Source organism: Achromobacter sp. K91 (genome assembly GCF_003576205.1).
Lineage (GTDB): Bacteria > Pseudomonadota > Gammaproteobacteria > Burkholderiales > Burkholderiaceae_B > Achromobacter > Achromobacter aegrifaciens.
In genome coordinates this window covers 1-25,148 of the sequence record NZ_QWFB01000034.1, presented here as the reverse complement: position 1 = coordinate 25,148, position 25,148 = coordinate 1, and the positions used below count along the sequence as shown (strand labels likewise).

Annotated in this window: 28 protein-coding genes; 9 read left to right on the top strand and 19 right to left on the bottom strand. The window is 66.3% G+C overall.

All coding sequences use genetic code 11. The features are described from left to right. Positions 1 to 50: 50 nt before the first annotated feature. On the top strand, positions 51 to 533 hold the full coding sequence (locus DXK93_RS17140) for a multidrug/biocide efflux PACE transporter (protein ID WP_054458466.1): 483 nt from the start codon (positions 51 to 53) through the stop codon (positions 531 to 533). On the opposite strand, the gene DXK93_RS17135 is transcribed toward DXK93_RS17140, so the two are convergent. From DXK93_RS17135 to DXK93_RS17095, 9 genes are all read right to left on the bottom strand, one after another. Next, positions 508 to 1,158: a GntR family transcriptional regulator gene (locus tag DXK93_RS17135; RefSeq protein ID WP_054458468.1), complete on the bottom strand. Its 651-nt coding sequence runs from the start codon at positions 1,156 to 1,158 to the stop codon at positions 508 to 510. The two genes, DXK93_RS17140 and DXK93_RS17135, sit on opposite strands and share 26 nt — an antisense overlap. Further along, on the bottom strand, positions 1,158 to 2,123 hold the full coding sequence (locus DXK93_RS17130; protein ID WP_119450682.1) for a branched-chain amino acid ABC transporter permease: 966 nt from the start codon (positions 2,121 to 2,123) through the stop codon (positions 1,158 to 1,160). Before DXK93_RS17130 ends, DXK93_RS17135 begins: the two co-directional genes overlap by 1 nt. 1 nt (position 2,124) lies before the next feature. Beyond that, a complete protein-coding gene (locus DXK93_RS17125) occupies positions 2,125 to 3,027 on the bottom strand; it encodes a branched-chain amino acid ABC transporter permease (RefSeq protein ID WP_054458471.1) in 903 nt (300 codons plus the stop codon). 109 nt (positions 3,028 to 3,136) lie between these two features. Beyond that, positions 3,137 to 4,342 (bottom strand): ABC transporter substrate-binding protein, encoded by a 1,206-nt coding sequence (locus tag DXK93_RS17120; RefSeq protein ID WP_054458472.1) that lies wholly within the window; start codon positions 4,340 to 4,342, stop codon positions 3,137 to 3,139. 57 nt (positions 4,343 to 4,399) lie between these two features. After that, the gene (locus tag DXK93_RS17115; protein WP_054458474.1) at positions 4,400 to 5,119 is read right to left on the bottom strand and encodes an ABC transporter ATP-binding protein; all 720 of its coding nucleotides are present in this window, start codon (positions 5,117 to 5,119) and stop codon (positions 4,400 to 4,402) included. Next, entirely contained in the window at positions 5,112 to 5,867 is a 756-nt protein-coding gene (locus tag DXK93_RS17110; RefSeq protein WP_119450681.1) for an ABC transporter ATP-binding protein, read from the bottom strand. Before DXK93_RS17110 ends, DXK93_RS17115 begins: the two co-directional genes overlap by 8 nt. A gap of 89 nt (positions 5,868 to 5,956) precedes the next feature. Beyond that, positions 5,957 to 6,868, bottom strand: a complete 912-nt coding sequence (locus tag DXK93_RS17105) for a dihydrodipicolinate synthase family protein (protein ID WP_119450680.1) — start codon at positions 6,866 to 6,868, stop codon at positions 5,957 to 5,959. A gap of 264 nt (positions 6,869 to 7,132) precedes the next feature. Further along, positions 7,133 to 8,020 (bottom strand): alpha/beta hydrolase, encoded by an 888-nt coding sequence (locus tag DXK93_RS17100; RefSeq protein WP_119450679.1) that lies wholly within the window; start codon positions 8,018 to 8,020, stop codon positions 7,133 to 7,135. Between the two features lie 38 nt (positions 8,021 to 8,058). Then, positions 8,059 to 8,946, bottom strand: coding sequence for a LysR family transcriptional regulator (locus tag DXK93_RS17095; protein WP_119450678.1), 888 nt, complete (start codon positions 8,944 to 8,946; stop codon positions 8,059 to 8,061). 97 nt (positions 8,947 to 9,043) lie between these two features. Between DXK93_RS17095 and DXK93_RS17090 the strand changes: the two genes are divergently transcribed. Beyond that, positions 9,044 to 9,448 carry a CidA/LrgA family protein gene (locus DXK93_RS17090; protein WP_054458484.1) on the top strand — a complete coding sequence of 135 codons (405 nt, stop codon included), beginning with the start codon at positions 9,044 to 9,046 and terminating at the stop codon, positions 9,446 to 9,448. Continuing rightward, a complete protein-coding gene (locus DXK93_RS17085; RefSeq protein WP_054458486.1) occupies positions 9,438 to 10,130 on the top strand; it encodes an LrgB family protein in 693 nt (230 codons plus the stop codon). The genes DXK93_RS17090 and DXK93_RS17085 overlap by 11 nt, the downstream gene beginning before the upstream one ends. An 8-nt stretch (positions 10,131 to 10,138) precedes the next feature. On the opposite strand, the gene DXK93_RS17080 is transcribed toward DXK93_RS17085, so the two are convergent. Together DXK93_RS17080 and DXK93_RS17075 are read right to left on the bottom strand one after the other, a co-directional pair. Beyond that, positions 10,139 to 10,783, bottom strand: a complete 645-nt coding sequence (locus DXK93_RS17080; RefSeq protein ID WP_054458487.1) for a LysE family translocator — start codon at positions 10,781 to 10,783, stop codon at positions 10,139 to 10,141. Further along, entirely contained in the window at positions 10,780 to 11,703 is a 924-nt protein-coding gene (locus tag DXK93_RS17075; RefSeq protein WP_119450677.1) for a DMT family transporter, read from the bottom strand. The genes DXK93_RS17080 and DXK93_RS17075 overlap by 4 nt, the downstream gene beginning before the upstream one ends. A gap of 149 nt (positions 11,704 to 11,852) precedes the next feature. Between DXK93_RS17075 and DXK93_RS17070 the strand changes: the two genes are divergently transcribed. From DXK93_RS17070 to fusA, 4 genes are all read left to right on the top strand, one after another. After that, positions 11,853 to 13,313, top strand: coding sequence for a PLP-dependent aminotransferase family protein (locus DXK93_RS17070; protein WP_054458490.1), 1,461 nt, complete (start codon positions 11,853 to 11,855; stop codon positions 13,311 to 13,313). 38 nt (positions 13,314 to 13,351) lie between these two features. Continuing rightward, positions 13,352 to 13,696, top strand: a complete 345-nt coding sequence (locus tag DXK93_RS17065) for a TIGR01244 family sulfur transferase (protein WP_042796377.1) — start codon at positions 13,352 to 13,354, stop codon at positions 13,694 to 13,696. Between the two features lie 100 nt (positions 13,697 to 13,796). Further along, positions 13,797 to 14,261, top strand: coding sequence for a universal stress protein (locus DXK93_RS17060; protein WP_013391481.1), 465 nt, complete (start codon positions 13,797 to 13,799; stop codon positions 14,259 to 14,261). Positions 14,262 to 14,530: 269 nt separating this feature from the next. Next, complete coding sequence (gene fusA, locus DXK93_RS17055; protein ID WP_054458492.1) at positions 14,531 to 16,642, top strand: elongation factor G; 2,112 nt, start codon at positions 14,531 to 14,533, stop codon at positions 16,640 to 16,642. Positions 16,643 to 16,649: 7 nt separating this feature from the next. On the opposite strand, the gene DXK93_RS17050 is transcribed toward fusA, so the two are convergent. After that, positions 16,650 to 17,606, bottom strand: coding sequence for a DMT family transporter (locus DXK93_RS17050; protein ID WP_233564558.1), 957 nt, complete (start codon positions 17,604 to 17,606; stop codon positions 16,650 to 16,652). Between the two features lie 244 nt (positions 17,607 to 17,850). On the opposite strand from DXK93_RS17050, the gene DXK93_RS17045 reads away from it, so the two are divergent. After that, the gene (locus DXK93_RS17045) at positions 17,851 to 18,321 is read left to right on the top strand and encodes an Lrp/AsnC family transcriptional regulator (RefSeq protein ID WP_054458496.1); all 471 of its coding nucleotides are present in this window, start codon (positions 17,851 to 17,853) and stop codon (positions 18,319 to 18,321) included. A 30-nt stretch (positions 18,322 to 18,351) separates the two neighbouring features. Here the strand turns inward: DXK93_RS17045 and DXK93_RS17040 are convergent, their stop codons facing one another. Beyond that, complete coding sequence (locus tag DXK93_RS17040; protein WP_054458499.1) at positions 18,352 to 19,161, bottom strand: alpha/beta fold hydrolase; 810 nt, start codon at positions 19,159 to 19,161, stop codon at positions 18,352 to 18,354. A 136-nt stretch (positions 19,162 to 19,297) separates the two neighbouring features. Here DXK93_RS17040 and DXK93_RS17035 point away from each other — a divergent pair, with 136 nt between their 5' ends. Beyond that, positions 19,298 to 19,795, top strand: a complete 498-nt coding sequence (locus DXK93_RS17035) for a YbaK/EbsC family protein (RefSeq protein WP_054458501.1) — start codon at positions 19,298 to 19,300, stop codon at positions 19,793 to 19,795. An 18-nt stretch (positions 19,796 to 19,813) separates the two neighbouring features. Here the strand turns inward: DXK93_RS17035 and DXK93_RS17030 are convergent, their stop codons facing one another. The 6 genes from DXK93_RS17030 to tolA form a co-directional block, all read right to left on the bottom strand. Further along, entirely contained in the window at positions 19,814 to 20,623 is an 810-nt protein-coding gene (locus DXK93_RS17030) for an ABC transporter ATP-binding protein (RefSeq protein ID WP_119450675.1), read from the bottom strand. After that, entirely contained in the window at positions 20,620 to 21,663 is a 1,044-nt protein-coding gene (locus DXK93_RS17025; protein ID WP_054458504.1) for an iron ABC transporter permease, read from the bottom strand. The genes DXK93_RS17030 and DXK93_RS17025 overlap by 4 nt, the downstream gene beginning before the upstream one ends. Continuing rightward, positions 21,663 to 22,352 carry a tol-pal system protein YbgF gene (ybgF, locus tag DXK93_RS17020; RefSeq protein WP_054458506.1) on the bottom strand — a complete coding sequence of 230 codons (690 nt, stop codon included), beginning with the start codon at positions 22,350 to 22,352 and terminating at the stop codon, positions 21,663 to 21,665. The genes DXK93_RS17025 and ybgF overlap by 1 nt, the downstream gene beginning before the upstream one ends. A gap of 86 nt (positions 22,353 to 22,438) precedes the next feature. Further along, positions 22,439 to 22,939 carry a peptidoglycan-associated lipoprotein Pal gene (gene pal / locus DXK93_RS17015; protein ID WP_042796384.1) on the bottom strand — a complete coding sequence of 167 codons (501 nt, stop codon included), beginning with the start codon at positions 22,937 to 22,939 and terminating at the stop codon, positions 22,439 to 22,441. A gap of 31 nt (positions 22,940 to 22,970) precedes the next feature. After that, complete coding sequence (gene tolB / locus DXK93_RS17010; RefSeq protein ID WP_054458554.1) at positions 22,971 to 24,293, bottom strand: Tol-Pal system beta propeller repeat protein TolB; 1,323 nt, start codon at positions 24,291 to 24,293, stop codon at positions 22,971 to 22,973. A 16-nt stretch (positions 24,294 to 24,309) separates the two neighbouring features. Continuing rightward, a partial coding sequence (tolA, locus tag DXK93_RS17005; RefSeq protein ID WP_119450673.1) for a cell envelope integrity protein TolA occupies positions 24,310 to 25,148 on the bottom strand: 839 nt, incomplete at its 5' end.

The following is a 25,148-nucleotide window of genomic DNA, read 5'->3' as shown; positions in this document are numbered from 1 at the left end:
ATATCGTCGAGAATCCCTGCCACTGAGTATCAACCGACCGCAGGTGGGTCATGACGCAAGCCAAGAAATCCATTAAAGAACGTTTCCTCCACGCCTTTCTGTTCGAAATCATCGCCATCGGCCTGTGCGCCCCGGCGGCCGCCTGGGCCATGGGCAAGTCCCTGTTCGAAATGGGCGTGCTGACGGCAGTGATCGCCTGGATCGCGCTGGTCTGGAACATGATCTACAACGCCGGCTTTGACCGCATCGAGAACCGCATGGGCTGGACCCGCACGCTGCGGCTGCGCGTGGTGCATGCCTTCGGCTTCGAGCTGGGCCTGATCCTGATCGTGATCCCGCTGGCGGCCTGGTGGCTAGACATCAGCCTGTGGCAGGCCTTTGTGCTGGATATCGCGCTGGTGCTGTTCTATCTGCCCTACGCCTTCCTCTACAACCTGGCCTATGACCGCTCGCGGCCACGGGTCCTGCAGTGGCTGGCCCGCCGCAAAGGGCAGGCCGCGCCGGCCGTCACGCGTCAATCACCTTGCGCGTGAACATCTCCAGGTAGTCCATCAGCGAGTCCGCGCCCTTGATGGCCGCGGACTCGTTGCCGGTGGCGATGCCCTCGGCCATCAGCATGTGGCGGCGAGCGCCCTCGGCGATGTCGCCCTCGTGCTGGTAGGCGTACCAGAAGCGGCGGCACTGGATGATCAAAGGGGCCACCGCATTCACGGCCGAGGCGTTGCGGCAGGCCTGGTGGCAGACGTGGTCCAGCATCTGGTCGGCATGCATGTAGTTGTCGAGATTGCCGCCTTCCGCCGCCTGGATCATCTGCGCCGCGCAATCCACGATCTGGCTGCGCTGCGCCGGGGTGGCGCGGCGCGCGGCGCTGGCCGCGATCAGCTGCTCCAGCGCCCGGCGGGTCTGGATCAGGTCCATGTGGTCTGCCAGCTGGATCATGGACACGCGCAGGCCGCGCCGCGGTTCCTGGCGTATCAGCCCGGCGGCCACCATGCGCAGCAGCGCCTCGCGCAGCGGCGTGCGTCCCAGGCCGGTCATTTCCACCAGATCCGCTTCCACGACCGCGCTGCCCGGCTGCAATTGCAGCGTGGCGATCATGCTTTCGATCTGGTCGTAGGCGACATCGGCGGCGCGCCGTTTGGATTCTGCTGCTGCCATCAACTGTTGTTTTCCTTCGTTTTGCGCCACTGCGTGTAGGCCAGCCATTCGCCGACGAATCCGCGCCGGAAGAACGACACGCACAACACGAAAATCAGTCCGATGACGATGGTGACGATGTCGCCCAGGGTGGCAAGATAGTTCTGCAAGCTGACGACCAGCGTCGCGCCCACCACCGGCCCCCATACCGTGCCGATGCCGCCCAGGAGCGTCATCAGCAGCACCTCGGTGGAGGTGGCGAGCGAAACGTCGTTCAATGCAACCAGCTGGAGCACCAGCGCCTTCAGCGAACCGGCCAGGCCGGCCACCGAGGCCGACAGCACGAAGGCCAGCAGCTTGCACCGGTCTGTATCGTAACCTAGCGATATGGCGCGCGGCGCGTTGTCCCGGATGGTCTTGAGCACCTGGCCGAAGGGCGAATGGATCACCCGGTAGACGAACAGAAAGCCCAGCAGGAAGACCCCAAGCGTGAAGTAATACATGTTGGCGTCCACGCTCAGGTCCACCAGGCCCAGGAACTTTCCGCGCGGGATGCCCTGCATGCCGTCCTCGCCGCGCGTCCAGCCCACCTGCACCGCCATGAAGTACGCCACCTGCGACAGCGCCAGCGTGATCATCGCGAAATAGATGCCGGTGCGCCGGATCGCCAGCCAGCCGATGGCCCAGCCGATGGCCGCGGCCATGGCCACGCCGCAAGCGATGGCGATTTCGGGCGGCAGGCCGCGGGCGCCGAACAGGATCATCATTTCGCCGGCCGCGTAGCCGGCCCAGCCGAAGAAGGCGGCATGGCCGAACGACACCAGGCCGGTAAAACCGGTCAGCAGGTTGAAGGCCAGCGCGAACAGCGCAAAGCACAGCACCTTCATGACGAACACGGGATAGACGATCTGCGGGAAAAGCGGCACCAGCAGGGCCGGCACCAGCAGCAGCGCCAGGATGCGGATCGAGGAGGGTATGCGCTGCACCTTATTTCTCCTTGCCGAACAGGCCGGCGGGGCGCGTCAGCAGAACGATCGCCATGACGATGAAGACGACCACCGTCGAGGCTTCGGGATAGAACACTTTGGTCAGCCCTTCCAGCAGGCCCAGCGTCAGCCCGGTGACGATGGCGCCCATGATGGAGCCCAGCCCGCCGATCACGACCACGGCGAACACGATGTTCAACAGGTTCGAGCCCATCAGCGGGTTGATCTGCATGACGGGCGCGGCCAGCACCCCGGCCACGCCGGCCAGCGCCACGCCGAAGCCGTAGGTCAGGGTGATCATCACTGGCACGTTCACGCCGAAAGCCTGCAGCAGCCTGGGGTTCTCGGTGCCGGCGCGCAGCATGGCGCCCAGGCGGGTGCGTTCGAACAGATACCAGGTGGCCAGGCACAGCACCAGGGACGCCACCACCACGAACGCGCGATAGGCCGGCAGGAACATGAAGCCCAGGTCGAAGCCGCCCTGCAGAACCTCGGGCGGCTCATAGCCCACCCCTGAAATGCCGTAGAAGTAGCGAAAGCCGCCTTCCATCATCAGCGCGATGCCGAAGGTCAGCAAGAGGCCGTACAGGTGGTCCAGGTGGTACAGGCGCTTGAGCAGCGTCTTCTCGATCACGACGCCCACCAGCCCCACCAGCAGGGGAGCCAGGATCAGCGCGGCCCAGAAGTTGATCTGCACGCCCGGCCCAAGCAACTGCGGCAGCTGGGTGAAGCCGATCCAGGCCAGGAACGCCGCCATCATGAACTGGGCGCCGTGCGTGAAATTGACGATGTTGAGCAGGCCGAAGATGATGGCCAGCCCCATGCTGAGGATGGCGTAGAAGCAGCCGTTGATCAGACCCACCAGCAGTTGGGCGAGCAAGGCGGAAAGCGAGATGTCGAACATGGTAGGCGGCGGGCGGAAAGGTGTCGCGTCGATTTCCGGGAAGCGCGCGGCGGTGCGCCGCGGCCATGGCAGCCGGCGCCGCACGCTGTGCGTGCGGCGCGTGGCGGCATCAGGTCTTGTTCAACGAGCACGCGGCCTGGGGCTTGGGGAATACGTCCTCGCCCTTGAGCACCGACTTCACGTTGTAGTAGTCCCACGGCGCCTTGGACTCCTTGGGCGTCTTGACCTGCAGCAGCAGCATGTCGTGCACCAGCGCGCCGTCGGCGCGCAGCTTGCCGTTGCGGATCACGGCGTCGTTGATGGTCATTTCGCGCAGCTTGGCCATCACGGCGGGTGCGTCGTCGGTGCCGGCGGCTTCGATCGCCTTCAGGTACGACAGCGTGGCCGAATACACGCCGGCCTGCGAGGCGGTCGGCATCTTCTTGGCCTTTTCAAAGAACTTCTGGGCCCAGGCGCGCGAAGCGTCGTCATAGTCCCAATAGAAGGCTTCGGTCAGGTACATGCCCTGCGCCTTGGCCAGGCCCATGCTGTGCACATCCGAGATGTAGGTCAGCAGCGGCGCCACGATCTGCTTCTTGTTGATGCCGAACTCGTTGGCCTGCTTGACCGCGTTGACCGTGTCGTTGCCGGCGTTGGCCAGCGCGATCACGTCCGCCTTGGAGGCCTGCGCCTTCAGCAGGAACGAAGAGAAGTCGTTGCCGGGAAAGGGATGGCGCGACACGCCCACCACATTGCCGCCGTTCTCCTGGATGACTTCGGTGCCGTCCTTTTCGAGCGAGTGGCCGAAGGTGTAGTCGGCGGTGATGAAGTACCAGCTCTTCTTGCCTTCCTTGACCAGCGCGCGCGCGGTGCCGGCGGCCAGGGCGTAGGTGTTGGTGGTCCATTGGGCGTTCAACGGCGAGCACTTTTCGCCCAGGATCGCGGTGGACAGGCCCGCCGACGGCATGGTCACGCGGTTCTTCTGCTTGGCGATTTCCATCACCGCCAGCGCGGTGGACGCGGTGGGGAAGTCGGTGATCATGTCGACCTTGCCCTGGTCGAACCATTCGCGGGCCAGGTTGGCCGCGACGTCGGGCTTGTTCTGGTGGTCGGCGGAAACCACTTCCACCGGCTTGCCCAGCACCTTGTTGCCCATTTCCTCGGCGGCCATGCGGGCCGCGATCACGGAGCCGTTGCCGGCCAGGTCGGAATAGACGCCGGACAGGTCGGTCAGGACGCCGATCTTGACCACGTCATCGCTGACCTTGGTCTGGGCCTGGGCGGCGCCGATCATGCCGATGGCGAACAGCGCTGCTGAGATTCGATTCAATTTCATCTGACTACGCTCCGTGTAGGAAGGGGACTGCGGTCGGAAGGAATGCGTCTGGAAAACTCAAATGCCGAGCAGGGCGTTCAGCCTGTCCTGCGATTGCTGGACTTCGGCGCGGTCTATCACCGCCACCACCTGGCCGTGCTCGATGACGTAATGGCGGTCGGCCAGGTGCTGGGCAAAACGGAAGTTCTGCTCGACCAGCACGGTGGTGTAGCCGCGCTCTTTCAATTGCCGGATCACGCGACCCAGGGACTGCACGATGACGGGGGCCAGGCCTTCCGTGATTTCATCCAGCAATAGCAGGCGGGCGCCGGTGCGCAGGATGCGCGCCATCGCCAGCATCTGCTGTTCGCCGCCCGAAAGGCGCGTGCCGGGGCTGTGCGCGCGTTCTTTCAGGTTGGGGAACATGTCGTAGATCTCTGCCACCGACATGCCGTCCGGCCCCACCGAGGGCAGCAGCATGAGGTTTTCCTCGGCGGTCAAGGATGCATAGATACCGCGCTCTTCAGGGCAATAGCCGATGCCGCGGCGCGCGATCTTATGGGGCGGCAGGCCGACGGTCTCCTGGCCCTGGATCCTGATCGAGCCGCTGCGCCGGCCCACCAGGCCCAGGATGGACTTCAGCGTGGAGCTGCGGCCCGCGCCGTTCCTGCCCAGCAGGGTCACGCATTCGCCGGGCTTCACGTCCAGATCGATGCCGTGCAGGATGTGCGATTCGCCGTACCAGGCGTGCAGGTTGCGGATCTCCAGCATGCTGGAGGCTGCGGCGGCTTCATTCATCTTCGGCTCCCATGTAGGCTTCGCGCACCGCCGGGTTTTCCGATACGGTCGCGTAGGGGCCTTCGGCCAGGATCTCGCCCCGCTGCAGCACGGTGATGGTGTCGGAGATGTCCGCCACCACTTTCATGTTGTGTTCGACCATGAGGATGGTGCGGCCCGCGCTGACCTGCTTGATCAGATGCTTGACCCGGTCCACGTCCTCGTGGCCCATGCCTTGCGTCGGTTCGTCCAGCAGCAGCAGCTCGGGTTCGAGCGCCAGGGTGGTCGCGATTTCCAGCGTGCGCTTGCGGCCATAGGGCAGGTCGCCCGCGGCCACGTCCAGGTGCGTGCGCAGGCCGACCTGATCCAGCAGTTCCTCGACGCGGTGGTGCAGGCTTTCCAGCGTGCGTTCCGACCGCCAGAAGCAATAGTCCACGGCCAGCTTGCGCTGCAGGGCCACGCGCACGTTCTCGCGCACCGACAGCTGCGGAAAGACGGCGGAAATCTGGAACGAGCGCACGATGCCGCGGCGCGCGGTCTGCGCGGGGCGTTCCTGCGTGATGTCCACGCCGTCGTACAGGATCTCGCCGCGCGTCGGGATGTGGAACTTGGTCAGCAGATTGAAGAAGGTGGTCTTGCCCGCGCCGTTGGGGCCGATGAGCGCGTGGATGGCGCCGCGGCGCACGCTCATGTCGACGTTGTTGACGGCCACGAAGCCGCGGAATTCCTTGCTCAGGCCCCGTGTCTGAAGAATGATGTCGCTTTGCATGATGTCCGTTGGGCTTGCTGGGGACAGGCCCTGGCGCGTCGCGGTCCCGCCACGCGCCAGGAGGTTCGTGCTTCTTCCGGAGCCCGGCCTTACTTCGACTGGTACTGCGCGGGGCGCTTGGCCAGAGAGGCCTGGATGATGGCGACGCAGCGTTCGCGTTCGGCGCCGGCCAGCGGCAGGCGCGGGCGGCGCACGTGCTCATTGCCCACGCCGGCCAGGGTCTCGGCCAGCTTGATGTTCTGCACCAGCTTGGTCGAGACATCCAGGTGCAACAGCGGCGTGAACCACTGGTACAGCGCCAGCGCTTCCTGCCACTTGCCGGCCTTCATCAGGTCGTACAGGGCCACGGTTTCGCGCGGGAAGGCGGTGACCAGCCCGGCGAGCAGGCCGTCCGCGCCCAGCGCCAGCGCCTCGAACGACAGGTCGTCCACGCCGATGAACAGCTGATAGCGCGTGCCTAGCGCGTTGCGCAGGTCGGTCAGGCGGCGCACGTCGTCGCTGCTTTCCTTGATGGCGACCAGCCACTTGCAGTCGGCCAGTTCGGCCATGTGCTCGGGCTTGAGATCCACGCGGTACGCGACCGGGTTGTTGTAGATCATGCAGGGCTTCTGCGCGGCCTCGGCCATCGTGCGGATGCTCTGCATCGCTTCGCGCGAGTCCGCCACGTAGATCAGCGAGGGCATCAGCATGAAGCCGTCCACGCCCAGTTCCACGGCGGCCTTGATGAAGCGCAGCGCTTCGCGGGTACTGGTCTCGGACACGTTGGCCAGGACCGGAATGCGGCCGCCGCTGACTTCCACCGCGCAGCGCGTCACTTCCAGCTTTTCTTCCAGGGTCAGGGTGCTGGCTTCGCCCAGCGAACCGCAGGTGACCAGGCCGTGTACGCCGTTGTCGATCAGGAAGCCGAAGTGCTTGCGCATCGCCTCGAAGTCGAGGGTCTCGTCGGCATGGAACTTACTCGTTACGGCAGGGAAGACGCCCTGCCAATGCACGTTACTCAACTGGCTTCTCCTCAAGATGCCGTCGCTTCAATGGCGGAGCGGCGAGCAGGTGCAAAGTCTAATATCTGATAAATATATTTAGAAGATATTTTGATTCGGGGATTTCCCGGGGCGGGTCAACCCGGGGGATTTCCCAAGAGGGCATTGCTTTCGGCGTGGGGCCAGCGCGGCGCGTGTCTTTCCGCGGGGCGGGTCACGAAAGGGAAGCGCGCTAAGGAGGCATGGGCAGGCAGTCCGAGCCTGCCGCGTCGACGCGGAGGGCTGTCAGCCTGCCTTGCGCGGATACGCGCGGCTCGCGTCCTGCATGAAAGTCTTCACTGCGGTTTCATACTGCGCGCCGCTGCGGAAGGCGCCGGAATGCGAGGCGCCTTCGATCTTGACCAGGCGCTTGAGCTCGGGCGCGACGTTGCTGGCGGCGGCGTAGAGCTCGTCGCTCATGGTGTGCGGCACCACGCGGTCGGCGGTGCCGTGCATGAACAGCATGGGCGTGTGCATGCGCGCAAGCTTTTCCACCGAGGCGAACGGCTGCGTGACCAGCAGGCTGGCGCCGGGCACCTTGCCCCAGCGCAGCGTGGCAAGCATCGCGCCGATGCTGGTGAAGCTGGATTCCACGATCAGGCCGGCGAACGCCGGTTGTTCGGGGCGCGCGGCCAGGTCGATCGCGATCGCGCCGCCCAGGCTGTGGCCGTAGATGAAACGGCGCGCCGGATCGGGCTGGATGCGGGCCAGCTCCTTCAACCCGGCCATTGCGTCTTCCAGCGCGCTTTCCTCGGACGGCAGGCGCGGGGTCGAGGCGCCGAAGCCGCGGTAGTCGATAGCCAGCACGGAATAGCCCATGCGCGTCCAGCCGTCGATGCGGAAGGCGCTGCCGTTCAGGTTCCAGCGTGCGCCATGCAGGTACAGCACGGTGGGCGCGCCGGCTTGGGGACTTTGCCAGTACCAGGCGCGCACCTTGTCGCCGCCGGCCAGCGTCAGGTCGTAAACCTGGGTGCCGGCGGCGGGTTCGCGCCACCATGTTTGCGGTTCGGACTGGGGGGAGAAAATGGTCTGCCGCTGCCAGGAATCGAGCTGGGTGCAGCCGACGACGCTGGCGCCGGCCAAGAGGGCAACTGCGAACAGGCGGCGGGGAGAGAGGCGGGGGAAGGCTGGCATGGATTATCTGACCCGGGCGAGGCGGCTGGGTTCCGGCATCAGCATACTTCGGGATGGACTTCGCGGGTCAGGGCCAGCCAGGCCTGGGCGGCATGCGACAGGTAACCGCCGCGCCGCCACACCTGCACCATCTCCCAGTCCGTGCCGGCATCGCGCAGCGGCACCCGCGCCACGCCGGCGTGCAGCTCTTCGCGGGCCTTCAGGCGCGGCAGGAAGGCCACCCCCAGGCCGGCCGCCACCAGCGCCGCGATGAAATCGATCTGGCCGCTGCGCGCGGCAACGGCAGGGGCGAAGCCGGCGCGCTGGCAGGCGTCGTGGATGATGCGGTTCAGGGCGAAGCCCGTCTCGAACAGAATGAAAGGCGTGTCCCGCAAGTCGCTCAGCCCGACGGTTTCAGCATGCGCCTTGGGGTGGTCGGCCGGCATCAGCGCCACCAGCGGCTCGCGCGCCACGGGCTTCCATTCGAAGATGTCGGGCACCGGTTTGAGCGAGGCGGCCAGTTCGATCTCGCCGGCCATCACCATTTCCTCCAGCCGGCGGCTGCCGTGTTCCACCAGACTGATTTCAATCTGCGGATAGCGGCTGCGAAAGCGCGCAAACATGGGTGCGAACAGCGTGCTGCTGCCCAGCGGCGGCAGGCCCAGGCGCAGCACGCCGCGCTTGAGCCCCTTCAGTTCGTCCAGCTCGGCGTGCAGATCGTCGCGCTGCGCCAGCATGGCGACGGCTCGGCGGTAGACGATTTCGCCGGCGGCGGTCAACCGCGGCGGCTGGGCGTGGCGGTCCAGCAACGGCATGCCCAGTTCGTCTTCCAGCTGCCGCACCGCTTTGCTCACGGTGGGCTGGGTCGCGAAGATGGTCTTGGCGGCCTGGGAGAAACCGCCCTGGCGGACCACTTCGACCAAGGCGCGCAGGGGACGCAGTTCCATTTTTATGCCTTATTGGAATGGGCTGAATTCAATGAATTCATTTTATCTATGGGCGCCGCAGGCGTAAAACATCTGCTTGCCGCAGGAACTTCGTCTCATGTCTCGCCCACGTCTCGCCATTCTTCTACGCAGCAAGCTGCGCCGCAGCCGCGTGCTGCAAATCTGCCTGCTGGTCCTCTTCTCCCTGCTGGGTCAGGCGCTGGCCCAGTTGCTGGGGCTGCCCGTGCCGGGCGGCGTCATCGGCATGGCGCTGGTGCTGTTGCTGCTGGCCACGCGCCGCCTGCGGGTGCGCAACGTGCATCGCGGCGCCAGCTGGCTGCTGGGCGAGATGCTGCTGTTCTTCGTGCCGGCCGTCATGTCGCTGCTGGACCACCGCGAATTCCTGGGCGTGCTGGGCCTGAAGCTGCTGGCCGTCATCCTGCTGGGCACGGCCCTGGTGATGACGGGCACGGCCTTGACCATCGATCTCTGCTACCGCTGGATGAACCGCCATGCCAGCTGATTTCAACTTGTTGTTCTGGCCCGCCGCGACGGTGCTGGCCTATGTCTGCGCGCGCCTGTTCTACCGGCGCTACGCCTACTGGTGCACGTCGACCCTGGTGGTGGCGCCCGCGCTGTTGCTGGCGCTTGCGCTTGCGCTGCACACCGGCTACCGGGACTACATGGCGGGGTCGCACTGGCTGATGGCAATGCTGGGGCCGGTCATCGTCGCCTTCGCGCTGCCCTTGTATGAACAGCGCGCGCTGATCCGCCGCTACTGGCCCGTGCTGGTGGCGGGCGTGGCGGTGGGCAGCCTGATCGCAGGCGCCAGCGCCTGGATGCTGGGCAGCTTGCTGGGCCTGTCGCCGGACCTGCGCCTGAGCCTGCTGCCGCGTTCGGTGGCCACGCCGTTCGCGGTGGCCGTGTCGTCGCACGTGGGCGGCGTGCCGGACCTGACCGCCGTCTTCGTGATCGTTACGGGCGTGTTCGGCGCGGCCATGGGCCAGTTGATGCGGCGTTGGCTGCCGCTGCGCTCGGCGCTGGCGCGCGGCGCGTTGTTCGGCATGGGTGCGCATGGCGCCGGAACGGCCAAGGCCCGCGAGCTGGCGGCCGATGAGGGCGCCGTCGCGGGCCTGGTGATGGTGATGGCGGGCCTGTTCAATGTGCTGGTCACGCCCGCCGTGGTTGTGGGATTGCTGGCCTGAGGGCCGCGTCAGTGCAGCATCTCCAGCGCGACCGGATACAGCGACGCTACCAGCAGCAGCGCCATGCCGACATTGAAGGCGCGGATCGCCCAGGGCTTGTGCAGCACGCGGCGCAGCGCCGTGCCGAAGGTCACCCAGATGCCGATGCTGGGCAGGTTGACGATGCCGCAGACTACGGTGGCGATGACCAGATTGGCGAAGAAGCCGTTCTGCGGGGTGTAGGTGGCGATCACGCCCACGGCCATGACCCAGGCCTTGGGGTTGACCCACTGGAAGGCGGCGGCCTGCAGGAAGGTGAACGGCTTGCCGCGCGTCTCGCCGTCGTCCATTTCACCTGAATTCGCGATCTTCCACGCCAGGTACAGCAGATAGGCCGCGCCCGCGTACTTCAGCACGGTGTACAACTGCGGCACCTGCTGGAACACCGAGCCCAGTCCGATGCCGACCAGGAAGATCATGAAGGTGAAGCCCAGGTTCACGCCCAGCAGATGCGGCACGCTGCGGCGGAAGCCGAAATTCAGGCCGGACGAGGCCAGCATTACGTTGTTGGGTCCGGGCGTAATGGAGCTGACCAGCGCGAACATGGCCAGGGGGCCCAGCAAGGACAGGGACATCAGAGGCACGTCGGCCCAGTTGGAGGGGAGCAGATTCATTCTTTGGTCCTGACGATGGCGCGGCGTCCGCCGGCGATGACGGCGATCACGGCAGCGGCGAAGACATACGTCGCCGGTTCCACCGATTCGCCAAACAACAATGCGGCCGCCACCACCGTCAGGAACGGTTGCAGCAACTGCACCTGGCCGACCCGGGCGATGCCGCCCACGGCCAGGCCGCGATACCAGGCAAAAAAGCCCAGGAACATCGATCCCAGCGCCAGATAGGCGCTGGCGTAGATCACCGGGGCGCTGGGCCAGCTGGCCTGCTGCGCCGCCATCCAGCCGACTGGCGCGGCCACCACGGGTGCGCTGATCACCAGGGCCCAGCAGATGGTGCGCCCGCCGCCCAGCGTGCGGGAAGCGCGCGCGCCTTCGGCATAGCCCAGGCCGCCCAGCAACACGGCCAGCAGCAGCCACAGATAGCCCGTCTGCAGGGCGCCTTCGCCTTGGCGCAGCGCATAGGCCGTCACCAGCGCGGCGCCCAGCACGGCCCAGGCCCAGTAGGCGGGCGAGGGGCGCTCACCGCTGCGCAGCGCGGCAAAGGCCGCGGTCGACAGGGGCAGCAGCCCATTGAAGACGGCGCCCTGCGACGCGGGCACGGTCTGCATGGCGAGCGAGGACGCTAGCGGCCAGCCCACCACGATGCCCAGGGCGGCCAGGATCACGCCGGGCCATTCCTCGCGGTTGGGCCGGCGGGCGCGCGTCAGCCAGAGCACGGCAATCGCCGGCACGGCCGCCAGCAGCGCGCGGCCCAGTCCCACCAGCAGCGGCGCCAGCTCGCCGACCGCCAGGCGCGTCATGGGCAGCGTCAGGGAAAAGACCAGCACTCCCAGAAAACCATAGCCGTACCCCTCCCATAGCCCAGCGGGGGCGCCAGGCGCAGCCTGGGAGGTCGGATAGAAAGCGGGACGGGTCATCGCAGCCACCAAGGTAGGGGAACGCCGCGGGCATCGCGCCCATCCGCTATTGCGGGTTTTCGGCATTGCTGTCACTCTACGCATAGTTGTCGGTACAGTACCGGTACACTTTTGCATATCACTTTAATCACTGGCCTGGTGAAATCCCCATGACAGTTGCTTCCGCCGCGACCGCCTCCATGCCTTGGCAGCCCGTGCGCCAGGCCGACGCCACCCTGGTGGCGCAATTGGCCGACGGGCTGGCGCGCCGCATCGATGAACAGGGCCTGCGGCCCGGCACCCGCCTGCCGTCGATCCGCAAGATGGCCGAACAGTCGGGCGTCAGCCGCTTCACCGTGGTCGAGGCCTACGACCGCCTGGTGGCCCGCGGCCTGGTGCAGTCGCGGCGCGGCGCGGGATTCTTCGTACGGGCGCGCAGCGGGCAACTGGCCGCCGTGGCCAGCGCGGCGCCCGCGGCGTTCACGCCGCCTGCGCGGATCGACGTCGCCTGGCTGCTGCGCAGCATGTTCCGCGACACCAATCCTTCAGGCATGCCCGGCGGCGCGGGACTGCTGCCCGCGGACTGGCTGGACCCCGAGATGGTGGCAGGCGCGGTGCGCGCCGTGGGCCGCTCCGTACGCGGCCATCTGGTCAGCTATGGGCATCCCCAGGGCTTCGGCCCCTTGCGCCAGCAGATCGCCGCCTTCCTGCAGAACGACGGCGTGCCTGCGCATCCGGAACTCAATCTGCTCACGACCAACGGCGTCACGCACGGGCTGGACCTGATCGCGCGGCACCTGGTCAAACCGGGCGACACCGTACTGGTCGAAGACCCGGCATGGTTCGTCATCTTCGGCCGGCTGGCCGCCTTCGGCGCGCGCCTGATCGGCGTGCCGCGCGGCCCGGACGGCCCCGACACGGCGCTGCTCGAACAGCTGGCGGCCCAGCACAAGCCCAAGCTCTTCATCATCAACGGTTCGGTGCACAACCCCACCGGCCACACGCTGTCGGCCGGCGCCGCCTACGACATCCTGCGCATCGCCGAACGCCACGATTTCCTGGTGGTCGAGGACGACACCTACGGCGAACTGCATCCAGGCGGCGCCATGAAGCTGGCCGCGCTGGACCGCCTGAAGCGGGTGATCCTGGTGGGCGGCTATTCCAAGATGCTGGCGGCCAGCCTGCGGGTGGGCTATCTGGCCGCGAATCCCGAGATCCTGCAGAAGCTCGCCGACCTGAAGATGCTGGCCGGCCTGACCTCGCCCGAACTCGGCGAGCGGGTGATCCACCGGGTGCTGATGGAAGGGCAGTACCGCCGCCACATCGAGCGCGTGCGCCTGCGGGTGGACGATGCCCGCCAGCGGTGCCTGAAAGGACTGCTGAAACTGGGCTTGACGGTGCATCACGAGCCGCACGCCGGCATGTTCGTCTGGGCCGACTACGGTCGCGATACCGAGGCGCTGGCGCGCGTGGCGGCCGACCACGGCATGCTGCTGGCGCCGGGCACGCTGTTTTCCCCGTCCCAGGCGCCGTCGACGATGCTGCGCTTTTCGGTCACGATCGCCGATCATCGGGGCGTCTGGACCGATCTGGAAAAAATCTTCGCGCAAAACGTCTCCAGCAATCAATAATAGAAAGCTGTCTCTTTGAAGCCATTGAAGGAACCGCCATGTCCGCACCCATCAAACCCCTGACCCAGAATTTCGCCGTCGCGCCCCAGCTCGGCCCGGACGACATGGCGGACGTCGCCGCCGCCGGCTACAAGAGCGTGATCATCAACCGTCCCGATTTCGAAGGCGGCCCGGACCAGCCCACCGCCGCAGACGTGTCCAAGGCTGCCCTGGCCGCCGGCCTGCAGATCGAATACCAGCCCGTCGTGGGCAGCGCCATGACCGCCGCCGACGTGGTGCGTTTCGCCGAGCTGTTGCGCACGCTGCCCGGCCCGGTCCTGGCGTACTGCCGCACCGGCACCCGCTGCACCAATCTGTTCGCCGCCGCCCAGCAGCTGGGTTGAACGCAGGCTTGACGCGCATCAAGGCGCGCCGGGTTCGGTTGATGTGAACCTGGCGCGTTTCCGGTAGCATGGAGGTACCTCACAAACAGGAGCAGGCAAGATGTTCAAGAAGATCCTGATTCCCACCGACGGTTCTCCGCTCTCGGCCCAAGCCGCCAATGCCGGCATTTGCTTTGCGCGTTCCGTGGGCGCTGAAGTCGTCGCGCTCTACGTGACCCAGCCTTTCGCGGCAACGATCGGTTTTGACGGCATGGCTGCCGCTTACGCCATCACCGACGAAGACTACGAAAAGGCCTCCGCCGAGCAGGCCGACAAGTACCTCAAGCAGATCACCGACCGCGCCGACACCGCTGGCGTGAAGTCCGAGTCGCGCGCCGTGTCGAACTTCAACGTTGCCGACGGCATCGTGCAAGCCGCCGCCGACGCCGGCTGCGACCTGATCTTCATCGGCAGCCACGGCCGCAGCGGCCTGTCGCGCCTGCTGCTGGGCAGCGTCACCGCCAAGGTCCTGTCGCTGGCCAGCACGGCAGTGCTGGTGTATCGCGTCAAGGAAGAAAAGAAGTAGCCTGTCGCATCGACCGCCGCGGAATGCTCTACGGAGCTGCCCCAGGCTGGTGCATGGCTACCGAGCCCCTCCCGCTGGAGGGGCTTTTTTTATCCTTGGCCTTTGCAGGGACTAGGCTTGTTTCCTGGCGCGCCGCGCGTAATATTTACGCATCAGTGCGGGCGCGGTTCCGCGATTCTCAAGCACCCTACGCGGCATGGCGCCCGCCGCGGCAAGGCCCGGTCGGGCTTGCCGTCTTCGCCCGGTAGTTCACTGCAAGGGAAGAGGCCATGACTCGCAAGACGCGTATCGAGCTTTACCGCAATATCGGCATCAGCGCCCACATCGACGCGGGCAAGACGACGACCACCGAGCGCATCCTCTTCTATACCGGCATCACCCACAAGATCGGCGAGGTGCACGACGGCGCCGCCGTGATGGACTGGATGGAGCAGGAACAAGAGCGCGGCATCACCATCACGTCGGCCGCCACCACCGCCTTCTGGAAGGGCATGGCGGGCAATTATCCCGAACACCGCATCAACATCATCGACACGCCGGGCCACGTCGATTTCACCATCGAGGTAGAACGCTCCATGCGCGTGCTGGATGGCGCGGTCATGGTCTACGACGCCGTGGGCGGCGTGCAGCCGCAGTCGGAAACCGTCTGGCGCCAGGCCAACAAGTACAAGGTGCCGAGGCTGGCCTTCGTCAACAAGATGGACCGTGTCGGCGCGGACTTCCTGCGCGTGCAGCGGCAGATCGCCGAGCGCCTGAAGGGCGACGCCGTGCCCATCCAGCTGCCGGTGGGCGCCGAGGACCATTTCGAAGGCGTGATCGACCTGGTCAAGATGAAGGCCATCATCTGGGACGAGGCCAGCCAGGGCGTGCGCTTCGAGTACCGCGACATTCCCGCCGCAATGCAGGCGCAGGCCCAGGAATGGCACGACAAGATGGTGGAGAAGGCGGCCGAAGCCAACGAAACCCTGCTGGAAAAATACCTGTCGGGCGAACCCTTGACCGAAGACGAGATCAAGCAGGGTCTGCGCATGCGCACCATCGCCAACGAAATCGTCCCCATGCTCTGTGGCAGCGCGTTCAAGAACAAGGGCGTGCAGGCCATGCTGGATGCGGTCATCGACTACATGCCTTCGCCGGTGGACGTGCCTGCGATCAAGGGCCATGACCAGCGCGACCACGAAATCGAACGGCATCCCACCGACAACGAACCGTTCTCGGCGCTGGCCTTCAAGATCATGACCGACCCCTTCGTCGGCCAGCTGGTGTTCTTCCGCGTCTATTCCGGCGTCGTGAAGTCGGGCGACTCCGTCTTCAATCCCATCAAGGAAAAGCGGGAACGCCTGGGGCGCATCCTGCAGATGCACGCCAATGAACGGCGCGAAATCACCGAGGTCTACGCGGGCGACATCGCCGCGGCGGTGGGCATCAAGGACGTCACTACCGGCGACACGCTGACCGACCCGGCCCACATCATCATTCTGGAGCGCATGGTCTTTCCGGAGCCCGTCATTTCGCAGGCGGTGGAACCCAAGACCAAGGCAGACCAGGAAAAAATGGGCATCGCGCTGGGCCGCCTGGCGCAGGAGGATCCGTCCTTCCGCGTGCGCACGGATGAAGAGTCCGGACAGACCATCATTTCCGGCATGGGCGAGCTGCACCTGGAGATCCTGGTCGATCGCATGAAGCGCGAGTTCGGCGTCGAGGCCACGGTGGGCAAGCCCCAGGTCGCGTACCGCGAGACCATACGCAAGACCTGCAACGAGGTCGAGGGCAAGTTCGTCAAGCAATCGGGCGGCCGCGGTCAGTACGGTCATGTGGTGCTCAAGCTTGAGCCGCAGGAGCCCGGCAAGGGCTATGAATTCGTCGACGCCATCAAGGGCGGCGTGGTGCCGCGCGAGTTCATTCCGGCGGTCGACAAGGGCATACGCGAAGCGCTGAACGCCGGCATATTGGCGGGCTACCCCGTGGTGGATGTGAAGGCGACGCTGTTCTTCGGTTCGTACCACGACGTGGACTCGAACGAGAACGCCTTCAAGATGGCGGGCTCGATGGCCTTCAAGGAAGGCATGCGCCGCGCCGATCCGGTGCTGCTGGAACCCATGATGCAGGTCGAGGTGGAAACGCCCGAAGACTTCACCGGCAACGTCATGGGCGACTTGTCCTCGCGGCGCGGCATGGTGCAGGGCATGGAGGACATCGCGGGGGGCGGCGGCAAGCTGGTGCGCGCCGAAGTGCCGCTGGCCGAAATGTTCGGGTACTCCACCTCGCTGCGGTCGCTGACCCAGGGGCGCGCGACCTACAGCATGGAGTTCAAGCACTATGCCGAGGCGCCGCGCCAGGTGGCGCAGGAAGTGATGGCGGCCCAGGGCTCGGGCCGCTGAGTCAGCGTCAGGCTGGGGCGGCGGCCGTGGCCGCCGCCGCGCGCATGCGCGACGAGGCCAGTTTCACGCCCAGCAGAATCATCACGAAGCCGTAGGCATGGAACAGCTGCGGGGCCTCGCCCAGCAGCGGCCAGGCCAGCAGCGCGGCATAGACCGGCACCAGGAACATCGACAGCCCCGCCGTGGCTGGCCCCGCCTGGCTGATCAGGCGGCCGTACACGTAGTACGCGCCCAGGCTGGGCACCACCGCCAGGAACAGCAGCATCGCGGCCAGCCGCGGATCGCCCCAGGGCGGCGTGGCGCCGGCCGCGGCCTCGATCGCGGCAAAGGGCGCCAGGGCCAGCACGCCGCCCAGCATCATGGCCGCCAGCCGGGCGCTGTCCGGCACCGCGGGCAGACTCAGCCGCTTTTGCAGCACGGTGTAGAAGGCCCAGCCGGTGGCGGCCAGCAGCACCCAGAGGTCGCCCTGGCCGAAATCCAGGCGGGCCAGCGTCTGCGCATCGCCGCGCGCCAGCACCACCAGCACGCCGCCCAGGGCCAGCGCCAGGCCCGCGCCGCGCAGGGCGGACAGCGGCTTGCGCCAGATGATGGCTTCCAGCAGCGCCACCAGGATAGGGCTGCACGAAAAGATCAGGGCGATATTGGTCGCGCTGGTGTTCTGGGCGCCGATGTACTGCGGTGCCACGGCCACGCCCATGCCCAGCACTGCCAGCGGCGCCAGCGACGGCAGGGCGCGCCACAAGGTCTTGCGGTGCGCGCGCAGGGCGGGCGCGGCAAGCGGCAGCAGGATCAGCAGGGCGATCAGCCAGCGGCCGAAGGCCAGAAAAACAGGAGGGAGGTTGGCATCATGGGCCCAGCGGGCCGCCACCATGTTGGAGGCGAATAGCGCCGGAGCGGCGAAAAGCATGGCGGTGCCGGACAGGCCCAGGCCGGATCTTGCGGGTGCTGCTGCTGCGAGAGACATGGTTTCCTGCCGCGCGGATCGGCGCGCGGCGTGCTGCGTTGATACTGCCGGCGCCTGCGCCGGGTTATGCCGCAGCGTGGACGCCGAAATCGGACGGGCGGGATAGGTGACCGTCTTGCAGGAGAGTCTACGGGCAGGAGGGCAAAATAGGTTTCCTGATTCACGCCATATTTGGGGAATCTGGAGAATAGTTGTCTTGTAGAATTAGTTTTTGAAGGGAAAATATCTTCGTTATCCGTCCATCATGCCCGCATCGCCCAAAATCGACGAAACCGACCGCAAGATCCTGCGCGCGCTACGCGCCGACGGACGCCTCACCAACCTGAAGCTGGCCGAGCAGGTGGGGCTGTCGCCCACGCCCTGCTGGAACCGGGTCAAGGCCCTGGAAGAGGCGGGCGTGATCGAAGGCTACGCGGCCCTCTTGAACCAGAAAGCGCTGGGCCTGCCGGACACCGTCATGATCGAGGTGACGCTGGAACATCACGACGACGACACGCTGGCGCGCTTTGGCGAAGAGATCACGCGGCTGCCGGAAGTGGTCGAGGCCTTTCTCGTGACGGGCGAGTACGACTATCTGATCAAGGTGGCGGTGGCGGGGACCGAAGGCTACGAGGAATTCCTGCGCAAGCGGCTCTACAAGCTGCGCGGCGTGCGGCACAGCCGATCCACCTTTGTGTTGCGGCGCTTGAAGCACACGCCTTCGGTCGAACCCTGAGGCGTGCGCTGCGGCCGGGCAGATCCGGCGTCAGCCGTTGATGAAGGCTTCGATGGCGCCGTTGAAGGCGCGCGGATTGCCCAAGTTCATGCCATGCGACGATCCCGTGATCGTCACCCGCTGCGCCTGCGGCAGCCATTGCGACAACGCGTCCAGCACGGCCGGGTAGGGGGCAGGGCTGAGCGCGCCGCCAATCAGCAGGGTCGGCAGCTTCAGCGTGCCGATCTGCGCCGGCGTCAGCGCTTCGGGCTTCTCCTCGGCCTGTCCGAACAGCGTGCCGACGTTGTCGCGCACCATCTCCTTGAACCACGGCACCATGCGTTGCCAGGTGTCGGGGCCAGTCACGGTATCCACGAACAGCGCCAGGCCGTCTTCGATCTCGCCGTCGCGGATGAGCGCCAGCGCGCGCTGGCGAAAACCGCCGCGCAGGTCGTCGTCACCAGGCAAGGGCAGGCCCGGGTCGGCCAGGGTCAGGCTGCGCAGCGCGCCGGGCTGCTGCAGCGCCGCTTCCAGCGCTACGCGGCCGCCGCGGGAATGCCCCACCAGATGGGCCGGTTCGCCCGCCACGGTATCGATGAACTCCAGCACGTCGCTGGCATGCTGTTCGATCGAAAAGCCATCACCCTCGCCATCCCAGGTCTCGGGCCAGTAGCGGCGCAGGCATACCGCCAGCACGCGGAACGACTTGCCCAACGGCGCCATCTGCGACTTCCAGTAGCGGCAGTCGGACAGGGAACCGTGCACCAGCACCAGAGGCGCGCCGCTGCCGTACTCGGTGTAGGACAAGGCGTAGCCGCCGATCAGGGCGGTTTGCAGGGGCAGGACGGGTTCGGAACGCATGGGTGTCGGATGGGAAAGCCAGGAGCGCATTCTAGCCCGCAGGCGCCGGGCGCCGGGCGCCGGCGCTGATAAACTCGTTTTCCGATCCCTCGGCGCGCTGGTCGCGCTGATTTCCCAACTCCACGGAGCCGCCCCGATGTCGCCTGAGTCCCTTGCCGCCTTGCCCGAATCCGCCCAGCGCGTCGCGCGCCTGCTGCTGGAGCTGGGCCATGACAAGCCCGTGGTCGTCCTGCCGCAAACCGGCAAGACCTCGGCGGAAGCGGCGGCGGGGCTAGGCTGCGAGGTTGCGCAGATCGCCAAGTCCATCATCTTCCGGCGCGCCTCGGATGACGCGCCGGTGCTGGTCATCGCCAGCGGCGCGAACCGCGTGGACGAGGCCAAGGTGGCCTCGCAGGTGGGCGGGCTGGCCAAGGCGGACGCGAAGTTCGTACGCGACATGACCGGCTACGCGATCGGCGGCGTGTGCCCCATCGGCCATGCGGTCAAGCCGGTGATGCTGTTGGACGCGGATCTCTTCAACTACGACAGCCTGTGGGCCGCCGCCGGGCATCCGCACGCGGTGTTCAACCTGACGCCGCGGCAGTTGGCGGACATGACCGGCGCGCCGGTCGTGGACGTGGCGCTGCGCGCCTGACATCGCGCCGTCTCGCGCTCAGTGCGGGTGTACTTGCAGCCCGTCGATCAGCACCTGCCGCAGGCCGCGCGAGCAGGCCTCCACCCGTCCTTCCACCCCGTAGACCGCCGCCAGCGATGCCGGCGTGATCACATCCGCCGGCAGCCCCTCGGCGTGCAGCCGGCCATCATGGATCATGACGGCCCGGTCGGCGTGCTGCAGCGCCACGTTCAGGTCGTGCAGCACGATGACGCTGATCAGGCCGTGCTCCTGGGTTTCCTGCCGCAGCAGTTGCATGACGTGGAACTGGTAGTTCAGGTCCAGCGCCGAAAGCGGCTCGTCCAGCAGCAGTACGCGCGGATGGCGGATCAAGGCCTGCGCCAGTCCCACCAGTTGCTTCTGTCCGCCGGACAGCGAATCCAGATACTGCAAGGCCAGATGGGCAATGCCCAGGCGCTCCAGCAGCCGGTCTATGGCGTGCATGTCCACCGGCGTACCCAGGCCGTCGCCGGCCTTGGCCGCCACCAGCACGGATTCGAACACCCGCAGGTGCACGGCGGCGGGCAGGCCCTGGGGCAGGTAGACCACGTGCCGCGCGCGTTCGCCGAAGCTTTGTCGCAGCAGGTCGCGGCCGTCCAGCGTGACGTTGCCGGCGCGCACGCGGACCAGGCCCGCCAGTGCCTTGAGCAGGGTGGATTTGCCGCTGCCATTGGGGCCGAGCAGGGCGGTCACCTGGCCGGCGGCCAACTCGGGTATCGACAGCGCATGCAGCACGTCCGTGCGTCCGTAGCCGGCGGTGAGGCCGCGCACGGATAGCGTCGTTGCAGAAACGGTGCGCGGCGCGGTCATGGCATCTGCCGGCGCAGCACCACCGACGCAAAAAAGGGTATGCCGACCAGTGCCGTCACGATGCCTACCGGCACGATCACGCCCGGCATGAGGTTCTTGGAGGCGATCGACGCCAGCGACAGGATCACCGCGCCCACCAGCGCGCTGCCCGGCAGGAAGAACCGGTGGTCCTCGCCAAACAGCCGCCGCGCAATGTGCGGCGCGACCAGCCCGATGAAGCCTATCGTGCCGACAAAAGCCACGGCCAGCGCCGACAGCAGGCTGACCCGGGCCAGCGCCGCGACGCGCACGCGGCGCACGTCCACGCCGAAGCTTGCGGCGCGGTCTTCACCCAGGCGCAGCGCGGTCAGCTTCCAGGATTGGCGCATGGCCAGCGGCAGCGCCATTGCAAAGGCCGCAGCCAGCACGCCGACCGTGGTCCAGCTGGAACGCGACAGGCTGCCCATGGTCCAGAACACCAGGTTCTGCAGCGCCTCGGCGCTGGCCATGAACTGCACCAGCGACACCAGGGCATTGAAGGTAAACAGCATGGCGATGCCGAACAGCACCACGCCCGAGGTATTCATGCCGCCCCAGCGGGTCACGGCGTCCAGCATCAGCGCCGCCAGCAGCGCAAACAGGAAGGCGTTGCCCGCCACCAGCCAGCCGGCGGGGACGCCGGGCAGGCCCAGCTGCAGCACGATGGCCAGCGAGGCGCCAAAGGCCGCAGCGGACGACACGCCCAGCGTGAACGGGCTGGCGAGCGGGTTGTTCAGGATGGTCTGCATTTCCGCACCCGCCATTCCCAGCGCCATGCCGACCAGAGCCGCCATCAGCGCCGATGGCAGGCGGATCTCCCACACGATCACGCGTGTGGTTGGATCGGCCGCGGCGGGAGCCGTGAGCGTCTGCCACAGTTCGCCCCAGGGCAGGCCCGAAGGGCCGACCGTGAAGTCGGCCAGCAGCGCAATGAAAAGCGCCGCCAGCAGCAGGGCGATAAGCCCTGCCCGGCGGCGCAGGATGTGCTGGTAAGCGGCAACCGCGCTCGCGGCAGGCGGCATTACTGCAGCAGCTGGAGACGGCTCTTGGCCGTGTTGGCGGCCGGCGTGGTCGGGTAGTCGCGCACGATGCGCTGCAGCGTGGTCTTGGCGCCGGCGCGGTTGTTCATTTCGATCTGGCTGCCGGCGATGACCAGCAGGGCGTCCGGTGCGCGCGCGTTGTCCGGGGCCTTCTGCACCATGGCGTTCAACTGCTCGATGGCGCCCTTGAAGTCCTTCAGCGCATAGCGGCTGCTGCCCAGGTAGAACTGGGCGCTGGGCGCGAGCTGGCTGGCGGGGTACAGGGCGGTGAAGGCGGCCAGCGATTCGGACGCTTCCTTGTACTGGCCCTTGCGGAACAGATCGATCGCGCCGTCATAGGCGGCCTGTTCCTGGGGATCGCCAGCGGAGGCCCCCGGCGGATTGGCGCTGCCCGCCGCGCCGCCCGGCTTGGCCGAGGGCTGCTGGCGCGACACCAGTTCGAGCTGGTCGCGCAGTTGGGCGACTTCCTGCTGCAAGGCCTGGATCTGGTCGGCCAATTGCAGCTTGGCGCGCTGGCTTTGTTCGTTCTGCTGCTGCACCTGTTGGCGCAAGTCCAGGATGGCCCGGCGGGCTTCATCGTCGGAAAAAGCGTGGGCGGGCGCCGCAAGGGCGGCAAGCACCAGGCCGGTGGCCGCAATCAGAGGACGCAGGGACAGAACGTTATCGCGCATGAAAATTCCCGGGTATAAAAACAAACGTCGGGACGGCCGGTTGACCGTCCCGACGCGTGGTAGGGCTCTAGACTATACGAAAAAGCTTAGCGGCGATAAACGATATCGGCGCGGCGGTTTTCCGCGAAGTCGGCTTCCGACGTGCCAGTCGCCTTCGGCTTTTCTTTACCGAAGCTGATGGTTTCGATCTGGTTGTCGCTGACGCCCAGCAGGGTCATCATGCGGCGCACAGCGTCGGCACGGCGCTGGCCCAGGGCCAGGTTGTATTCAGCGCCGCCGCGTTCGTCGGTGTTGCCTTCGATCTTGATGGTCTGCTGCTGATGCGAGGCCAGGTACTTGGCGTGGGTTTCGACCAAGCTGCGGTACTGGTCCGACACCGTGTAGCTGTCGAAGTCAAAGTACACCGAGCGCTGTTGCGCCAGGATGCTTTGGGGGTTGAAGGGATCAAGGATCTGGCCAGAGGCCGAGGATCCTTGGCCAGCGCCTCCGCCCTGACCCGCTTTATCGTCGAGAGGGACGGAGCTGCAAGCTGCCAGGGCGGCAGCCAGAGCGGCGATGGTTAGGCTTTTGGCAATGCGCGACTTCATGATAGTTCCTTTGCAAAGAGAGTCACACGTGTTATCGGGTAAATGGGCCCCAAGTCGGTTCACGTATTTCCCCATTCAGTACCGAAAGCGTCTGCCGTACGCGGCCATCGCTCGAGACACCAGCAAGCACGCTACGGCCATTTTGGATGGCTGCGTAGAGGACTTGCATTCCATTCGGCGCAAAACTCGGGGACTGATCGTCACGACCGTCAGTCAACAAGGTCTCGGAGCCTGAGGACAGGTTCAACGATGCGATTCGAAACGCGCCGTCGCGTCTTGCAACGTACAGCAGCGTCGATCCATCGGGGGAAATTCGGGGTGATATGTTGTAACCACCATTAAACGTGAGGCGGCGTGCTTCGCCACCACTCGAGCCGGTCTGGTAGATCTGCGGCCCGCCGCTGCGGTCACTCGTAAAGATAATGGAAGCACCGTCTGGCGTAAAGCTCGGTTCGGTGTCAATCCCGGGAGAACGCGTAACTCGGGTCGGATTCGAGCCGTCGGTCGCGCCAACGATGTAAATTTGCGACAAACCATCGCGGGTCAGAGCCACCGCCAGCTTGCTGCCATCGGGCGACCAGCCGGGCGCACTGTTGTTGCCCTTGAAGTTGGCGACGGGCGAGCGGGCGCTGGTTGCCAGATTGTGCACGTAGACGACAGGTTTGCCGGATTCGAAGCTCACATAGGCGAGCTTGGAGCCATCGGGCGACCAGGACGGCGAAATGATGGGCTCGCGCGAACGCAGGGCGACCTGCGGGTTCTGTCCGTCGGCGTCTGCCACCTGCAGTTCGTAGGTGGCGCCCTTCTTCAGCACGTACGCGATACGGGTCGAGAAAACGCCCTTAACGCCGGTGATCTTCTCGTAAATGCGGTCGGCGATCTGGTGCGCCACGCGACGCAGTTCCTGCTCGGTGCCCGAGAACGCCACGCCGTCCAGCTGACTCTTCTTGACCGTGTCGGCCAGGCGGTAGCGCACGTCGTAGCGGCCGTCGGCGCCGCGCACGATGCTGCCGTAGGCGATGAAATCGGCGCCCTTGCCGCGCCAGTCGTCATGGGCGATGGGGGAGTCCACGTTCAGGCCGGAACCGGCGGCGTTGATCAGGCGGAACTGGCCCGTGCGGGTCAGGTCGGCGCGGATGACTTCGGCCAGGGCGCGGCCATGGGTGTCGTCGACCGCAAAATCGGCGATGGCCACGGGGTATTGGGTGGCGCCGGTACCGGAAATATCGACGCGCAGCTGCGCATGGGCGGGCTTGATGGCCATCAGGCAGGCCAGGGCCAGCATCAGCAGCCCGAGTCCATACGATCGCCAGAGAGCGAGGGGGGGTACTCGTCGGCTATAAGCGGGAGTCATATTCATCAATCTCCTGTCAATCATACATTCTGTACACAACGTCAATAATGGGTTCGTAGCGGCCCGTCGAGGGCTTCGGGAAGGGGTTGCAACGGCGGATGCCCGTCTCGACCGCACGGTCGAAGCCGGCATTGCCCGAAGAACTGGTCAAGGTGACGCCGTTGACCTTCCCGTCGGAACCTAACTGTACCCGGTATTGTGCCGTGGGATTTTCCGATCCGCTGCGGGGCGGGGGCGGATAAGCCACCCCGGGTTGCACGCAGGCGCGGACCTTGGCGCCATAGCCGCTGTCGCGTCCGCCGCCCGCCTGATTGCGGTCGGCCGTGCCGCCGGGGATGCCGGCGGCGCCCAGGGCGTCGTTGCGGAAGGCATCCTTCAGCGCCTTGTCGGCGGCGGCCTTCTTGGCGGCTTCTTCCTTGGCCTTCTTCTCGGCCGCGGCTTTCTTCTCGGCGGCAGCCTTCTCGGCAGCCGCCTTTTCAGCCTTTTCTTCCGCAGCCTTCTCGGCAGCGGCCTTTTCGGCGGCAGCCTTTTCCGCCGCGGCCTTCTTGGCAGCGTCGTCCTTGGCCTTCTTCTCGGCGGCAGCCTTGTCGGCGGCGGCTTTCTCGGCGGCCTTTTCGGCAGCAGCCTTTTCAGCGGCCTGGCGTTCCTGCTCCAGGCGCTTCTTTTCCTTCAGTTCGGCCTGCTTGCGTTCTTCGTCGAGGCGCGCCTTTTCCTTGGCGGCTTCGGCGGCCTGGCGTGCCTTTTCCTCTTGCTCGCGCTTTTTCTTGGCTTCCTGCAGCGCGATCTCGGGATCGACTTCCTCGGTCTTGGGCTGGGCCTCGGGCTCAGGCTTGGGACTGTCTCTTATACACATCT

Excerpts from the sequence above, each read along its gene's own strand:
- DXK93_RS17140 (WP_054458466.1), top strand. The coding sequence starts at position 51 with ATGACGCAAGCCAAGAAATCCATTAAAGAACGTTTCCTCCACGCCTTT.
- DXK93_RS17135 (WP_054458468.1), bottom strand. The coding sequence starts at position 1,158 with ATGGCAGCAGCAGAATCCAAACGGCGCGCCGCCGATGTCGCCTACGAC.
- DXK93_RS17125 (WP_054458471.1), bottom strand. The coding sequence starts at position 3,027 with ATGTTCGACATCTCGCTTTCCGCCTTGCTCGCCCAACTGCTGGTGGGT.
- DXK93_RS17120 (WP_054458472.1), bottom strand. The coding sequence starts at position 4,342 with ATGAAATTGAATCGAATCTCAGCAGCGCTGTTCGCCATCGGCATGATC.
- DXK93_RS17115 (WP_054458474.1), bottom strand. The coding sequence starts at position 5,119 with ATGAATGAAGCCGCCGCAGCCTCCAGCATGCTGGAGATCCGCAACCTG.
- DXK93_RS17110 (WP_119450681.1), bottom strand. The coding sequence starts at position 5,867 with ATGCAAAGCGACATCATTCTTCAGACACGGGGCCTGAGCAAGGAATTC.
- DXK93_RS17100 (WP_119450679.1), bottom strand. The coding sequence starts at position 8,020 with ATGCCAGCCTTCCCCCGCCTCTCTCCCCGCCGCCTGTTCGCAGTTGCC.
- DXK93_RS17095 (WP_119450678.1), bottom strand. The coding sequence starts at position 8,946 with ATGGAACTGCGTCCCCTGCGCGCCTTGGTCGAAGTGGTCCGCCAGGGC.
- DXK93_RS17090 (WP_054458484.1), top strand. The coding sequence starts at position 9,044 with ATGTCTCGCCCACGTCTCGCCATTCTTCTACGCAGCAAGCTGCGCCGC.
- DXK93_RS17085 (WP_054458486.1), top strand. The coding sequence starts at position 9,438 with ATGCCAGCTGATTTCAACTTGTTGTTCTGGCCCGCCGCGACGGTGCTG.
- DXK93_RS17080 (WP_054458487.1), bottom strand. The coding sequence starts at position 10,783 with ATGAATCTGCTCCCCTCCAACTGGGCCGACGTGCCTCTGATGTCCCTG.
- DXK93_RS17075 (WP_119450677.1), bottom strand. The coding sequence starts at position 11,703 with ATGACCCGTCCCGCTTTCTATCCGACCTCCCAGGCTGCGCCTGGCGCC.
- DXK93_RS17070 (WP_054458490.1), top strand. The coding sequence starts at position 11,853 with ATGACAGTTGCTTCCGCCGCGACCGCCTCCATGCCTTGGCAGCCCGTG.
- DXK93_RS17065 (WP_042796377.1), top strand. The coding sequence starts at position 13,352 with ATGTCCGCACCCATCAAACCCCTGACCCAGAATTTCGCCGTCGCGCCC.
- DXK93_RS17060 (WP_013391481.1), top strand. The coding sequence starts at position 13,797 with ATGTTCAAGAAGATCCTGATTCCCACCGACGGTTCTCCGCTCTCGGCC.
- fusA (WP_054458492.1), top strand. The coding sequence starts at position 14,531 with ATGACTCGCAAGACGCGTATCGAGCTTTACCGCAATATCGGCATCAGC.
- DXK93_RS17050 (WP_233564558.1), bottom strand. The coding sequence starts at position 17,606 with ATGTCTCTCGCAGCAGCAGCACCCGCAAGATCCGGCCTGGGCCTGTCC.
- DXK93_RS17045 (WP_054458496.1), top strand. The coding sequence starts at position 17,851 with ATGCCCGCATCGCCCAAAATCGACGAAACCGACCGCAAGATCCTGCGC.
- DXK93_RS17040 (WP_054458499.1), bottom strand. The coding sequence starts at position 19,161 with ATGCGTTCCGAACCCGTCCTGCCCCTGCAAACCGCCCTGATCGGCGGC.
- DXK93_RS17035 (WP_054458501.1), top strand. The coding sequence starts at position 19,298 with ATGTCGCCTGAGTCCCTTGCCGCCTTGCCCGAATCCGCCCAGCGCGTC.
- DXK93_RS17030 (WP_119450675.1), bottom strand. The coding sequence starts at position 20,623 with ATGACCGCGCCGCGCACCGTTTCTGCAACGACGCTATCCGTGCGCGGC.
- DXK93_RS17025 (WP_054458504.1), bottom strand. The coding sequence starts at position 21,663 with ATGCCGCCTGCCGCGAGCGCGGTTGCCGCTTACCAGCACATCCTGCGC.
- ybgF (WP_054458506.1), bottom strand. The coding sequence starts at position 22,352 with ATGCGCGATAACGTTCTGTCCCTGCGTCCTCTGATTGCGGCCACCGGC.
- pal (WP_042796384.1), bottom strand. The coding sequence starts at position 22,939 with ATGAAGTCGCGCATTGCCAAAAGCCTAACCATCGCCGCTCTGGCTGCC.
- tolB (WP_054458554.1), bottom strand. The coding sequence starts at position 24,293 with ATGACTCCCGCTTATAGCCGACGAGTACCCCCCCTCGCTCTCTGGCGA.